At 45.6% G+C, this 13,478-nt stretch carries 10 protein-coding genes, 1 other RNA gene and 1 pseudogene; 9 read left to right on the top strand and 3 right to left on the bottom strand.

The window, feature by feature from the left end; genetic code table 11:
* Positions 1–142: 142 nt before the first annotated feature.
* Positions 143–1,294, bottom strand: coding sequence for a putative sulfate/molybdate transporter (locus ABWT76_RS24035; protein ID WP_354635051.1), 1,152 nt, complete (start codon positions 1,292–1,294; stop codon positions 143–145).
* 313 nt (positions 1,295–1,607) lie between these two features.
* Between ABWT76_RS24035 and ABWT76_RS24030 the strand changes: the two genes are divergently transcribed.
* On the top strand, positions 1,608–4,040 hold the full coding sequence (locus tag ABWT76_RS24030) for a GH116 family glycosyl hydrolase (RefSeq protein ID WP_354635050.1): 2,433 nt from the start codon (positions 1,608–1,610) through the stop codon (positions 4,038–4,040).
* A 258-nt stretch (positions 4,041–4,298) separates the two neighbouring features.
* On the opposite strand, the gene ABWT76_RS24025 is transcribed toward ABWT76_RS24030, so the two are convergent.
* Entirely contained in the window at positions 4,299–5,096 is a 798-nt protein-coding gene (locus ABWT76_RS24025) for an MlaE family lipid ABC transporter permease subunit (RefSeq protein WP_054464280.1), read from the bottom strand.
* Positions 5,097–5,285: 189 nt separating this feature from the next.
* Here ABWT76_RS24025 and ABWT76_RS24020 point away from each other — a divergent pair, with 189 nt between their 5' ends.
* The 5 genes and pseudogenes from ABWT76_RS24020 to ABWT76_RS30720 form a co-directional block, all read left to right on the top strand.
* Positions 5,286–5,582: a hypothetical protein gene (locus ABWT76_RS24020; RefSeq protein WP_054464188.1), complete on the top strand. Its 297-nt coding sequence runs from the start codon at positions 5,286–5,288 to the stop codon at positions 5,580–5,582.
* Between the two features lie 358 nt (positions 5,583–5,940).
* Positions 5,941–6,037: signal recognition particle sRNA small type (gene ffs / locus ABWT76_RS24015), an RNA gene on the top strand.
* Positions 6,038–6,154: 117 nt separating this feature from the next.
* Positions 6,155–6,532: a phasin family protein gene (locus ABWT76_RS24010; protein WP_054464189.1), complete on the top strand. Its 378-nt coding sequence runs from the start codon at positions 6,155–6,157 to the stop codon at positions 6,530–6,532.
* Between the two features lie 57 nt (positions 6,533–6,589).
* Positions 6,590–7,030: a hypothetical protein gene (locus ABWT76_RS24005; protein ID WP_054464190.1), complete on the top strand. Its 441-nt coding sequence runs from the start codon at positions 6,590–6,592 to the stop codon at positions 7,028–7,030.
* Positions 7,031–7,717: 687 nt separating this feature from the next.
* Positions 7,718–7,798, top strand: a pseudogene (locus tag ABWT76_RS30720) (transposase); the annotation flags it as partial.
* A gap of 232 nt (positions 7,799–8,030) precedes the next feature.
* Here the strand turns inward: ABWT76_RS30720 and ABWT76_RS23995 are convergent.
* Complete coding sequence (locus tag ABWT76_RS23995) at positions 8,031–8,162, bottom strand: hypothetical protein (protein WP_255353124.1); 132 nt, start codon at positions 8,160–8,162, stop codon at positions 8,031–8,033.
* 774 nt (positions 8,163–8,936) lie between these two features.
* On the opposite strand from ABWT76_RS23995, the gene ABWT76_RS23990 reads away from it, so the two are divergent.
* From ABWT76_RS23990 to ABWT76_RS23980, 3 genes are all read left to right on the top strand, one after another.
* A complete protein-coding gene (locus ABWT76_RS23990; protein WP_054464192.1) occupies positions 8,937–10,265 on the top strand; it encodes an ABC transporter substrate-binding protein in 1,329 nt (442 codons plus the stop codon).
* Between the two features lie 99 nt (positions 10,266–10,364).
* On the top strand, positions 10,365–11,216 hold the full coding sequence (ntrB, locus tag ABWT76_RS23985) for a nitrate ABC transporter permease (RefSeq protein ID WP_082348687.1): 852 nt from the start codon (positions 10,365–10,367) through the stop codon (positions 11,214–11,216).
* A gap of 119 nt (positions 11,217–11,335) precedes the next feature.
* A complete protein-coding gene (locus tag ABWT76_RS23980; protein WP_354635049.1) occupies positions 11,336–13,429 on the top strand; it encodes a nitrate ABC transporter ATP-binding protein in 2,094 nt (697 codons plus the stop codon).
* Positions 13,430–13,478: the final 49 nt, after the last annotated feature.

Raw genomic sequence — 13,478 nt, 5'->3', positions numbered from 1 at the left:
GCGGTCAAACCAAGAAACCGGGTTCTCCGTTGCTTTTACCACAATAGCGAGATTTAAAATAATACCAAATCCGGTTCCCGCGAAGGCGCGAAACCTGCGCGGGGGTAAAGCCCTGGGGCGGAAATTCCAGATTCCTTAACACCTACATTTGCGTAAAAAAAGTTAATCGGTTGGATAAATAATAAAGTCCTGTACCAATAATCATTCCCAGGATATAACCTTGAGGCACTAACAAAGCAAAAAGCCCCACAATTAAGGCAATTATAAACTTGCTTCGTTCCGCAGCTTGGTCAGCAATCAATAACAGCAAGGTTAAAGATTCAAATAAAAGAATTACTCCCAAAATTGGCTGGGGGAAAACTTGCACAACTTCGCCAAAAACTGGGCTAAAAAATAAGCCAATAATCAAATACATTGAACCATATAAAATAACGGAACCCCCCGTGCGGGCACCGAGGGCATAATGACCCGCTAAACCGCCACACCCATGACACACCGGAATTCCGCCAAAAAAAGGTGCAATTACATTCGCGATCGCATAAGTCAGACCAATTCGTCTAATGGAAACCCTTTGCTCTGGAAACAAATCTTTTACCGTCTGCTCCGTCGCAATCAAAGAATTGGAAATTGACAAAGGAATTTGTGGTAACGCTAAAATCACAAAACCAGTCAAAATATCTGACCATTTCGGCTGATAAAATTCGGGAATTGCTAACCCAATATTTGACCCGATCTCCTGAAAGTTTAAACTAAACAATCCCGCATATAGTAATCCCAATAAAATCACCGCAATCCCAGCGGGAATCCGACTAGATTTTGGGGTAGTAATCAGAATTAAAAATCCTAAAGCGGCGATTATATAGCCGGGAATTCCTGCTGAGGGAATATAAGTTTTGAGAGCTAGGGATGCTAAGGAAAGTCCTAAGCCAAATTGAAGCCCTCGAACCACACATAACGGAATCAACCGAGCCAGTAAATTCAGACCCCCACTGAGGGTAAGTATCAGCATAAAAATGCCAATAGCTAAACCGGCACCAAACAAAATTTCCCCAGGTACTTTTTGGGTAATCACTAATACTGCCATCGCTTTCAGGGGCTGCATGGGCATGGGTAAGCCATAGAAAAACCCGGCGAACATCTGAGAAATACCAAAGATAATAAAGACACTGGCACTGTTTAAATTAACGGCTTGAATCATGCCGACAATTAAGGGTAAGTCAGTACCGATATCCCCGAAACTGCCCGCGATTTCATGGCGATTAAATTGAACTTTTTTACCAAATTTACCAAACATGAATGATTTTTACTCTATAATTGTAGTAGTGATTATTAGCGATTATTAGCGATTATTAGCGATTATTAGCGATTATTAGCGATCGCATTTACACCTAAAATTTAGGCTTTTGTCAATCCCCGGATGATCTTAGTTATTGGTTATTCGTTATTCGTTATTGGATGGTGGCTGCTGAACAAACAACCAACAACCAACAACAAATAACCAACAACAAATAACCAATAACGAATAACAAAGAACCAAGGACTAAGGTCAACTAATTGATATCTTGGTTTTATCCATCATCGAATCACATCAAAAAGCCAAAATATCTATGACGCGCCCAGATATCCCTGCTTATACTTGGAATCGTCCCATTGGTCTTGGTTGGGACAACCCCTACACTGTCCGCTATGCCAGCAATTTAGACGATGGCCCTTGGCATGGTATGCCCTTGGGAGGATTTGGGGCTGGTTGCATTGGCCGATCGCCTCGCGGTGACTTTAATCTCTGGCACCTAGACGGGGGCGAACATACTTATCAAACCTTGCCCGCTTGTCAATTTAGCGTCTTTGAAGAAGCCAACGGACGGCGGCAAGCTTACGCCATGTCCACGCAACCGCCAGAAGATGGCAGCCTTTCCGCCTGGAAATGGTATCCCCCATCAACCCCAGAGAAAACCACCGGGACTTATCACGCTTTATATCCCCGCAGTTGGTTTGTCTATGAAAATGTGTTTCAAGCGGAACTAACTTGCGAGCAGTTTTCGCCAATTTTGCCGGGAAATTACCAGCAAACCAGTTATCCCGTAGCGATTTTTGAATGGACAGCCCATAACCCCACGGACCAACCCATCACCGTGAGTATTATGCTCACTTGGGAAAATATTGTCGGTTGGTTTACCAATGTGTTGAAAAATCCCGAAGTGAAAGTGCGGGATGATGGATCGCCGGTTTATGAATATCAACCCCGCTGGGGAGAAAGTAGCGGCAATATCAATACTTTAGTAGAAGATTTCCATCGGCTTGGCTGTTCCATGACCGGAACCATCAGCAGTCCCGAACCCCAAGAAGGAGAAGGAAGTTTAGCGATCGCCACCATGACCAATGCAGCGGTCGAAGTTTACTACCACACCCGATGGAATCCTACCAGCAATGGTGCCGATATTTGGAACTACTTCGCCAAAGACGGCTTTCTCCTCGACCAAGAAGACGAAAGACCTGCTGCACCGGGAGAACGGACAGCCGTAGCTTTGGCGGTCAAATTTACCCTCAGACCGGGCAAAACCCGGAAAATTCCCTTTATTCTGGCTTGGGACTTGCCCGTGACGGAATTTGCCGCTGGGGTTTGCCAATACCGCCGTTATACCGACTTTTTTGGTCGCAACGGGCAAGGAGTCTGGTCAATGATTCGGGCGACCCTGAAAGACTATGACTTATGGCGCAATCAAATTGAAACCTGGCAGCAGTCGGTATTAGATCGACAAGATTTGCCCAGTTGGTTGAAAATGGCCTTATTTAACGAGCTCTACATTCTCACCCAAGGGGGCACCCTCTGGTCGCCAGCGGATGAAGAAAACCCCCAGGGACGGTTTGCGGTGCTGGAATGTCTTGATTATCGCTGGTATGAAAGCCTGGATGTCCGACTGTATGGGTCTTTTGCCCTACTGATGCTATGGCCGGAATTGGATAAATCGGTGTTGCGGGCTTTTGCCCATGCCATCCCCACCAGTGATGATACGGTGCGGATTATTGGCTATAACCAAGCCCAAGCAGTACGCGGCATTACCGGGGCAACCCCTCACGATTTGGGGGCACCGAATGAGCATCCTTGGCAAAAAAGCAATTACACCAGTTATCAAGACTGTAATTTATGGAAAGATTTGCCCTGTGATTTTGTGTTGCAGGTTTATCGGGATTTTCTGCTGACTGGGGCCGATGATTATGAGTTTTTATGCGAATGTTGGCCTTCCATTGTGCAAACCTTGGCTTATCTGAAAACTTTCGATCGCGATGATGATGGGATTCCCGAAAATAGTGGGGCCCCTGACCAGACTTTTGATGATTGGCGGATGCAAGGGGTGAGCGCTTATTGTGGGGGCTTATGGTTGGCAGCTTTGGAAGCAGCGATCGCGATCGGTAAAACCCTAATCGATCACCCACCGATTGACGGCATTTATGATTGGTCAATTCCCGATCCAGAAGCAGTTACATCCACCATAGAAACTTATTATAATTGGTTAGAAAAAGCCCAACCAATCTATCAAGAAAAACTCTGGAATGGGCAATATTATCGCCTGGATAGTGAAAGCGGTTCTGAGGTGGTGATGGCTGACCAATTATGCGGTCAATTTTATGCCCGTTTATTGGGATTACCAGATATTGTGCCGTGCGATCGCGCCGAATCTGCCTTAAAAACCGTCTATGATGCTTGCTTCCGAAAATTCCAAAACGGTGAATTTGGTATGGCCAATGGGGTAATGCTAGATGGTTACCCGGAAAACCCCAAAGCCACTCATCCCCTAGAAGTTTGGACAGGAATTAACTTTGGATTAGCCGCATTCATGTTACAAATGGGCATGAAAAATGAGGCTTTTGAGATTACCAAAGCGGTGGTAAATCAAGTATATGAAAATGGCCTGCAATTCCGCACTCCCGAAGCGGTGACGGCGAATCAAACATTCCGGGCAAGTCATTATCTTCGGGCGATGGCAATTTGGGGAATCTATGGTATTTTAACAGACTTTAAACCATCGGCAAAGAATTGAAATGGATAATTATTAATAATTATCCATGATTCACTATCCACGCTCGATTGTGCAAATGAGGTGGTGCGTTACGTCGCGGAATTTAAATTTTTTGTTCGGGGTCAAATATTTAGTGCTGCGACTAACGCACCCTACCGTTGTGTCCATTTTTAAAATGAGGTGGTGCATTACGTCGCGGAATTTAAATTTTTTGTTCGGGGTCAAATATTTAGTGCTGCGACTAACGCACCCTACCGTTCGACCTTTCCCCACCCCAGATCACAGGGCTTGATTCATTCCCGCACCGATGCCCTGAAACATCAACCAGGATAAAAAGAAATTAAAAATAAAAATTGCCAACAGAGAGGTGACAACTGCTGTGGTCGTTGATTGTCCCACCCCTTTAGCGCCACCCGTGGTGGTTAAACCCCAGCTACAGCCAATCACCCCAATCAATCCACCAAACACAAAGGCTTTCACCATCGCGCTAATCAAATCCCAAGGGGCAAGGAAGTTTTGCACCGATGACATAAAGACACTGGGCGGAATGCTGTACATAATCTCAGCCACCCCCATGCCCCCAAGTAGTCCCATCACCAAACAGAAAATGGTCAACAAGGGCAACATCAAACAACAGGCGATTACCCTGGGAATTACCAGATAATCAATCGGATCGGTTTTCAGAATATAGAGGGCATCTATCTGCTCGGTGACGCGCATGGTGCCAAGTTCTGCCGCAAATGCTGAACCGACACGCCCAGCTAAAATTACAGCGGTCAGCACTGGGGAGAGTTCTCTGGATAAAGAGAGGGCTAAAACACCGCCAACGACACTGCCTGCCCCAAAGTTGAGAAACTCTCTGGCTACTTGAATGGTAAACACCATGCCCACGGTTGCCGCTGTGAGTAGGGCGATTAAAAGAGAATCCGGGCCAACGCTGACCATTTGCTCTAAGGTGTTGCGGCGGTGAATTTTGGCAAAGAGCAAATGGGTGATTACTTGGCCTCCGAGTAAGATGGCGGCCAGTAAGCGTTTTGACCATAATCCAAGGGGGGAATTAGAATTTGTTTGACTCAAGACGATGACAATAAAAGTAAGGACTAAATCAACTTTAAAAAATTTACGAATCTTCAACAAGTTTTTTGATCAAAACTGAATATTTATAACATTTTGATCGCCCGTCGGGAAATTAGGCTTATTCTAGAAATCAGAACGAGCCTAAACCTCGTCCGCTTAATGTAATTTAGGGAGTCTGATAGACGATTGATGAGTATCTTACCAAGTTTTCTGCGTTCATTGTTCCTCACGACCCTGGTTAGTTTTATGGCGCCGAGTTTATTGCTCGGGCTACTGTTTCTTTGTATCTATTTGTTAAGTTATTTGCCCGGACTGCAAGGTTTTACTCAATTTAGTGGCGATCGCTTGTTACAATTCTTAATTGTCTTTGGCAGTGGGGATCCCTGGCAAGGCGTGTTAGCAATTGCCCTCTCTTGTGGACTGGTTGGAGGTTTATTTGACACCTATGCATTTTATCAGTACCACAATATTCATCCTAATAATTAAGAATTTGTACCCGGACAGTGTTTTATCGCCATTTTTATTAGATTTTATATGTTCAAAAAGGTGCGGATCCCGAAGCGGGAATCGCACCTTTTAGTCCCCGAACCTAGCAGCAGTCTCCCCATACCCCTTCAATTCTGCGAAGAAGTCACGCATCAGTTCTTGTAGCATAGGAGTTGCAACTTGTGGCTAGATGAACCCAGTCAGCCCCGGGGCGGGACTCTGGGTAAAAATCAAATCAGCATCCACCTGCGGATTTTGTTCCTGTAGCCAGGGGTTCAACCCCTTGGCTGACGATAGTGCAAATAAATTTTTTTCCGAGATGGTTCAATTTTACAAAAACCATGATATATTCATAAGTGACTCGGACCCATGCGGTGCCAACGCCCAAATCTTGTCAGGACCGGAAGGTAGCAGCAACACGGGATGCTTGGAACAGGCGTGGTATCCGGGTCACTTTTTTTGGCCAATTCTTCCAGGTTGTCAGTGGGCAGTTGGCGAAATTCTGGCATAAGCTGGAATAAGTCCACAAGATAATCTGATTGATCAAATAAGTCAAAGGAGCTCGATTGGCAATGGCTGGTTTTGGAGATATGGTTCAAAAAGCCTTTTACCTAGGTGTGGGGTTAGCTTCATTAGCTGGGGAAAAAGCCGGAGGAACGTTAGGGGAATTACGGGATCAAGCCCAAAAACTGGCGGCGGAATTAGTCCAACGGGGTGAAATGAGTACGGAAGAAGCCCGCCGGTTTGTGGAAGATGTGATGCAGCAGGGGCAAAAAACGGCCTCTGAGTCCCCGACGGCAGCCACAAATCAAAATAAAGAACCGCGACGGATTGAAATTATCGAAGATGACGAGGAACAACCAGCCTCGAAACAGCCGGATAATGTAGATCGGTTGCGGCAACAAGTAGACGCCTTAAAAGACGAACTACGTCGGCTACAGAATCAATAGAATCAATAGAATCAGTAACGGATTAAGGGCGATCGCAAAAAAACATTTTTCTTGCTCATGGAATATTGGCCAAATTATGATTGGTTAAAAATGCTGGAAACACTGACTACCAAAGTTTCGGCTGAGGTGGATCAGTATTTCCAAGCCCTCACTGAAGAGGTGACAGAAATTGTTGATGAATTACGGGAATTTCCCGAAGATATTTTCCGGGAAGCGGAGGAATTTGGGGCAGAATTCAACCAGCTAATTCTGACTGAAATTGAAGACTTTTTTCAGCAATTTATTGACCCGATTTTTGAGTTTGAAATCGAAGTAGATGAAGTCAACCCGGAAGCGGAAATCTTTATCAACTATGTGGAACCCAGTCCCGAACAATATCCCGCTTGTGTGGGCTGCCAAAATTATCACGGCTACGTTTACGCAGGCAATGTGTTAGTGTGTGGGATGCATCCTTATGGCTGGGAGGAAAAAGAATGCCCGGACTGGGAACCCAAATAATTTATGATGGATGATTCATCGTTAATTGCTAATTTTTAATTGTTAATTGTTATTGGTTATTTGTCCATGAAAACCAATAACAATTAACAATTTTTTTATTTTTTTAGCTTTTATAGTTATTTATAGCAGTAGCCAAGGCAGTTATAACATATAATAATACGAAAGAGAAAAACAGAAAACACGCTCGAAATAGAGGCACAAAATGGCCAAGCCTTATAGTGAAGATTTACTTCAAAAAGTTATGCGATTCTCAACGATAGTCTGTCTAAAACCGAAGCCATTCGGGTGTTTAACATCAGTCGCAATACCACTTACTTGTGGCTGAAGCGTCACGCCCTTTCCGGTAGTTACAAGGCTTTGCCCAATCGCAGGGAAATAACCACAAAATTATCTGCTGGGAGACATTTCGTGAGGAAGGTTCAGCTTCATGGTGACAAGACACAAGCCGTACAGGACTCAATTGTGGCCGGAAGATATCAGGCAACGTACAATTTCGAGAGCTTTAGGCAAAATAGGATTTACCCGAAAAAAACATTCGGCTACAAAGACACATATGAGCAAAAATGGGCTGAATTTCTAGAAGAAATATCAGGTATATATCCAGAAGATATTGTCTATTGGTGGTGATTGACAATGCCACTTTTCATAAAGGAGGACGGATTCAAGAGTTGATTCTAGGCGCTGGCTGGGTGTCGATTACTATATCTGCCGCCCTATTCGCCGGATCTCAACAAAATTGAGCGCTGTTGGTCTTGGCTAAAAGCCCGGAAGAGTAAATGTCTTGACCAATTTGATTCTTTGCATAAAGCGATGGATCATCTTCTAGCTCTCGTGTCCTAATCGCGTTGGCTACTGCTATAAAAGCGGTGGTATCATTTATTTTAGTTACTAATCTGTAATTGTATCAATACAGAAAACATAGAAACTACAGAATATTTAGAAACATTTAGGAACCGGGGTTTTTCTCTGAAGTATTAGCAACCCAGTTTCTGCTATTTTATTAGGCTGTCACTAAACTCGGTTGACTAAATAAGTTTGCCAACCGACGCACCGAGCGATCGCGCCAGTTACCTTGGCCATAAGCATAGCCAGCCATCAAGGGAAACGCCAAAGTTACTTCAGAAAATACCATAAGTTCTACATTTTTGTTTAGATTGCCGCTTTTCTTGCCACGAATTTATAAACTGTGATTGGGGCAAGCCATCGCGTTACACTTGGTTAACCAATAAAATTGTGAATATTATTAATTCCATTATTAGCGCGATCGCCGTGATTTTATTCACCTGATTTTTACCCATTTAGTATTGAATTTAATTGCCAAAAAACAAATTATTTTAAACCACACATACACAGAGAACACAGAGAGAGAAGATTCACAAAGCTTTTTGTATTTTTTGTGTCTCTGTGGGCTACATCTATTGATTTTATGGTCACAAAATATCGCATCTAAAAACGACCAACCTAGAGATTAAACCCATCTCCATGTAAAAGCTGCATAGACAAAATGCAGTAAATTCATAATTTGCAATATATTGTCACAAAAGATACGAATTTGCCTGATTTATCCCCTTAAGTTATCAACAATTCACGTTCAACAAACCAAGGAGACAGCCAAATCCATCAACCTATCCAAATATATTCCGTGCGCTCGTCTTGCGGAGGGCGAGGGAATCGCTCGGAATTCTGACGAGAATTAAAATTCTGGTTTTGCTGCCCTCTATACAAATAAATATTTGTCATTGTTCCTATAAGCAAAGCCCATAAGCCGTTCGCGAAACGTTGCGGATGCAATATCGAAACCTAAAGCAACAAACTTTCATTAAGTGAGGGCAAAACCCCCCTTTTTACCCCCCTTTGTACCTTTTTAGTCCGCCCAAACCTCCAGAAATCTGATACTTGGAAGAAAATGACGAAATTTTCCCGACGCCAATTCATTCTCACCGCCGGAGCAGCGACAGCAGCCAGCCTACTGGCTCACGGCTGTAGTTCCGCTCCGACCAACACCAGCACGAGCACATCTACCACCGTGCCAGCAGTCAACGTCAACCCTGCTGATGCCCCAGAAGTCACCGCAGCCAAGTTAGGATTTATCGCTCTGACCGATTCTGCACCCCTGATTATTGCCAAAGAAAAAGGCTTATTTGACAAATACGGCATGAAAGATGTCGAAGTAGTCAAACAAGCTTCATGGCCAGTGACACGAGATAACTTAGAAATCGGTTCCCAAGGTGGCGGTATTGATGGGGCGCATATTCTCACCCCGATGCCGTACTTCATGTCTTTGGGCCAAACCAAGAACAAGCAACCCGTGCCGATGTACATTTTAGCGCGGTTGAATACCAACGGGCAGGGGATTTCTGTTGCCAATGCCTATAAAGACTTAAAAATTAGTCTGGATAGCAAGGGGCTGAAAAATGCTTTCGCCCAAGCCAAGTCAGGGGGCAAAACTGATTTTAACGTAGCCATGACCTTTCCCGGCGGCACTCACGACCTGTGGATGCGCTATTGGCTGGCAGCGGGCGGCATTGTTCCCGAACAAGATGTTTCCGTTGTTCCTATCCCTCCGCCCCAGATGGTTGCCAATATGAGAACCGGCAATATGGAAGCCTTCTGTGTGGGCGAACCCTGGAACGCCCAACTGGTCAATCAAGGCATCGGCTATACCGCTTTAGTAACCGGAGAACTTTGGCAAGACCACCCAGAAAAAGCTTTGGCGATGCGATCGGATTGGGTTGACAAACATCCCAAAGCAGCCAAAGCAATCTTAATGGCGGTTCAAGAAGCCCAACAGTGGTGTGAAAAGCCGGAAAATAAAGAGGAAATGTGCCAAATCGTTTCTCAGGCGAAGTGGTTCAAAGTACCAGCCACAGATATTATCGAGCGCTCCAAAGGCAATATCGACTACGGCGACGGGCGTCCCCTTGTCACCAACAGCCCTCTGCGGATGAAATTTTGGGCTGATAATGCTTCCTATCCCTACAAGAGCCACGATTTGTGGTTCTTAACTGAAAATATTCGCTGGGGCAACATTCCTGCGGACACGAATATTAAGGAAATCGTTGACAAAGTAAATCGCGAAGATTTGTGGCGAGAAGCGGCCAAAACTCTCGGTGTTGCCGCCGCCGAAATTCCCACCAGCACATCTCGCGGCATTGAAACTTTCTTTGATGGGGTCAAATTTGACCCTGACAAACCAGAGGAATACTTAAAGAGCCTAGCGATTAAGAAAGTTTAGTCGCACTCCAGGTGAGGCATCCCGCCCCATACCCCATACTCATCTTTTTTAATTACGACTGTACCCATATACCCACTTGCCCACGAGTCCATAAAAACTATGACTGCTATCAACAGAAACAGACGTTCCAGGCTGCCCCTATTTTTGCCCAAGCCAATCCGCAATTTTCTCCAAAACACTTCCCCAAAGCTGGTTAGACCCCTAATCGCTCTTGCGATCGTAATGGTGGTATGGCAAATTCTCTGTCCTCCTGGCTCAAAAGGATTGCCTGGACCGATGCAAGTGCTGGCTGACACTTGGAATCCTTATTTGATTAATCCCTTTTTTGACAACGGCGGCACCGATAAAGGTCTAGCTTTGCAAATTTTTGCCAGCTTACAGCGGGTGGCGATCGGTTTTTCCCTGTCTGCGGTGGTTGGCATCACCCTAGGCATTGTCATCGGTATTAATAAACTAATCTACGAAGCCGTAGACCCGATTTTTCAAGTGTTGCGAACCATTCCTCCCTTGGCTTGGCTGCCTATTGCCCTCGCTGCTTTTCAGCAAAGCAATCCCTCAGCTATTTTTGTCATATTTATTACTTCGATTTGGCCGATCATTATCAATACAACGGCGGGAGTTCAACAACTACCACAAGACTACCGAAATGTGGCTAGAGTTCTCCAATTATCTGGTTTTGAATATTTCTTGAATATCGTATTTCCGGCGACAGTTCCCTATATTTTTACCGGGTTGAGAATTGGCATCGGCTTGTCTTGGTTAGCAATTGTGGCAGCGGAAATGCTGGTCGGTGGCGTTGGTATCGGTTTCTTTATTTGGGATGCCTACAATAATTCTCTGATTAGTCAGATTATATTGGCGTTGGTTTATGTAGGAGTTGTCGGTTTGTTGTTGGACAGATTTGTGGCCTATATCGGTTCTATTGTGGTGCCGAAAGAACAACAAAAATAGCAAATGTTTAATGGGTAATAAATCGTAAGAAATAAAAAATGATTAATTACTCATTAGCATTAGGCAAGTAATCAATAGGCAAATTATCAATTCACTATTACTAATTATTTGGGTTAGCAATGTCAGTATTTGTTGAAGTCGATCACATTGATAAGATTTTTCGTTTGGACAACGGCGGTAGCTATATCGCACTGAAGAATATTCAATTAAAAATTAATCAAGGAGAATTTATCTCCTTAATCGGGCATTCTGGTTGTGGCAAGTCTACTCTGCTAAATATGATTGCCGGTTTGGATCAACCTTCTACCGGAGGAGTGATTCTGGAAGGGCGACAAGTAAAAGGCCCAGGTCCCGATCGCATGGTGGTGTTTCAAAATTATTCCCTGTTGCCTTGGTTGACGGTACGCCAAAATATTGGTCTGGCGGTGAATCGAGTTTTGCGACATCAGCCGAAAGGGGAAAGGCGGGGAATTGTCGAACACCATATCGATTTGGTGGGATTGCGACACGCTGCGGACAAGCGACCGGGAGAATTGTCCGGGGGGATGAAACAACGGGTGGCGATCGCCCGTGCCCTGGCAATTCGTCCGAAATTGCTGCTGCTTGATGAACCCTTCGGCGCCTTAGACGCTTTGACAAGAGGCGGTTTGCAGGAAAAATTAATGCAAATTTGCCAAGAAAGTAATGTCACTGCGATTATGGTGACGCACGATGTAGACGAAGCCTTATTGCTATCCGATCGCATCGTGATGTTGACAAATGGCCCGGAATCTCACATCGGTCGGATTTTAGAAGTTCCCATTCCTCGCCCCCGCGAACGGATGGAAGTAGTTAAGCATCCCAGCTATTACGGCTTGCGAAGTGAAATAATTGATTTCCTCAATCAGCAAAAGCGGGATAAACAACGCAAGGCAAAACAATCCAAATCGATCGCGATCGAGACCAAGAAACCCGGTTTCTTGAAGCAACCGGGTTTCTCCCAGCAGGCACAAGTCCTGGAAAAAGTTAGCCTCGATATCGGCTTTTTGCCGGTGACTGACTGCGCCCCTTTAATCGTGGCCAAAGAAAAAGGCTTTTTCCAAAAACACGGCTTAGAAAACGTCAATCTGGTTCGGGAAAAAAGCTGGCCGGCGATCGCTTCTGGGATTTCCTCTGGCAGCTTGGATGCGGCGATGATGGCGGCAGCGATGCCCCTCGCCTTGACTATCGGCATGGGCAAGCAATCTTCCAATCGACTGCCTGTTCCTGTCGTCACCGCAATGGTTCTCTCCCGCAATGGCAATGCGATTACTTTGAGCAAGCGGTTTTACCAGCAAGGGGTGCGAACTCTGGCAGATTTCAAAGCAGCGATCGCGGCAAATCCCGATCGGGTCAGTACCCTGGGTGTTCCTAACCAAGCCTCAATTCATAACTTAATCCTGCGCTACTGGCTGGCATCTGGGGGCATCGACCCGGATTTAGATGTGAATTTAACGGTGGTGCCGCCGCAGGAAATGACCGCCAATCTGAAGCAAGGGAATCTTGACGGCTATTGTGCTGGGGAGCCCTGGAACACCGGCGCTATCCAACAAGAATTGGGATTTGCGATCGCCACCGATCTGGATATTTGGCCCGGTCATCCAGAAAAAGTCTTGGGGGTGCGCGAGGAATGGGCAAATAAATATCCCGAAACTCATATCGCCCTTCTCAAAGCCTTAATGGAAGCTTGCGAATACTGCGACGATTTCCGGCACCGTTCGGAAATCGCCACAATGCTGTCTCAGCCCCAATATATCGGCGGCGATATCGGCTGCGATATCGCCTGGGTAGCGCCCGGATTCGCCGAACCCTACCACTTGGGAACCGATGCAGAACCCCAGATCCTACGGCAATACCACCAATTTCATGTGGATCATAGCAACTGTCCTGGGCGGGTCGAGGGATTATGGATTCTCACCCAACTCGCTCGCTGGGGAATTACTCCATTTCCGAAAAACTGGATTTCTGTTCTGGAACGATTGCGCCGGGTGGACTTGTACGGCGAAGCCGCCCGTCAATTAGGTTGGCCAGATACCGAACCCAATCGCCAATCATTTCAACTCTTCGATCGCATGGTGTTCAACCCTGACGATCCGATTGGCTACCTCCAGCGCCTCACCATCAAGCGCGACATTCGCATCGAAGAAGTTTTCCTCGATGCTGAAACCACTTCTGAAACCACTAAAGCTTTGTAGGGCGGTCGTCCGTTCGCTCTCGCAGTGCGGAGCACTTTAGCCTTGGCCG

It is taken from the genome of Planktothricoides raciborskii GIHE-MW2 (genome assembly GCF_040564635.1).
Classification (GTDB): Bacteria; Cyanobacteriota; Cyanobacteriia; order Cyanobacteriales; family Laspinemataceae; genus Planktothricoides; species Planktothricoides raciborskii.
The sequence above is the reverse complement of the archived record's forward strand: the minus strand, read 5'-3'. Positions and strand labels throughout refer to the sequence as shown.

Coding starts and splice junctions, on each gene's coding strand:
- ABWT76_RS24010 (WP_054464189.1), top strand. CDS start 6,155: ATGGCTGGTTTTGGAGATATGGTTCAAAAAGCCTTTTACCTAGGTGTG.
- ABWT76_RS23980 (WP_354635049.1), top strand. CDS start 11,336: ATGTCAGTATTTGTTGAAGTCGATCACATTGATAAGATTTTTCGTTTG.
- ABWT76_RS23995 (WP_255353124.1), bottom strand. CDS start 8,162: ATGGTATTTTCTGAAGTAACTTTGGCGTTTCCCTTGATGGCTGGCTAT.
- ABWT76_RS24020 (WP_054464188.1), top strand. CDS start 5,286: ATGAGTATCTTACCAAGTTTTCTGCGTTCATTGTTCCTCACGACCCTG.
- ntrB (WP_082348687.1), top strand. CDS start 10,365: ATGACTGCTATCAACAGAAACAGACGTTCCAGGCTGCCCCTATTTTTG.
- ABWT76_RS23990 (WP_054464192.1), top strand. CDS start 8,937: ATGACGAAATTTTCCCGACGCCAATTCATTCTCACCGCCGGAGCAGCG.
- ABWT76_RS24005 (WP_054464190.1), top strand. CDS start 6,590: ATGGAATATTGGCCAAATTATGATTGGTTAAAAATGCTGGAAACACTG.
- ABWT76_RS24035 (WP_354635051.1), bottom strand. CDS start 1,294: ATGTTTGGTAAATTTGGTAAAAAAGTTCAATTTAATCGCCATGAAATC.
- ABWT76_RS24030 (WP_354635050.1), top strand. CDS start 1,608: ATGACGCGCCCAGATATCCCTGCTTATACTTGGAATCGTCCCATTGGT.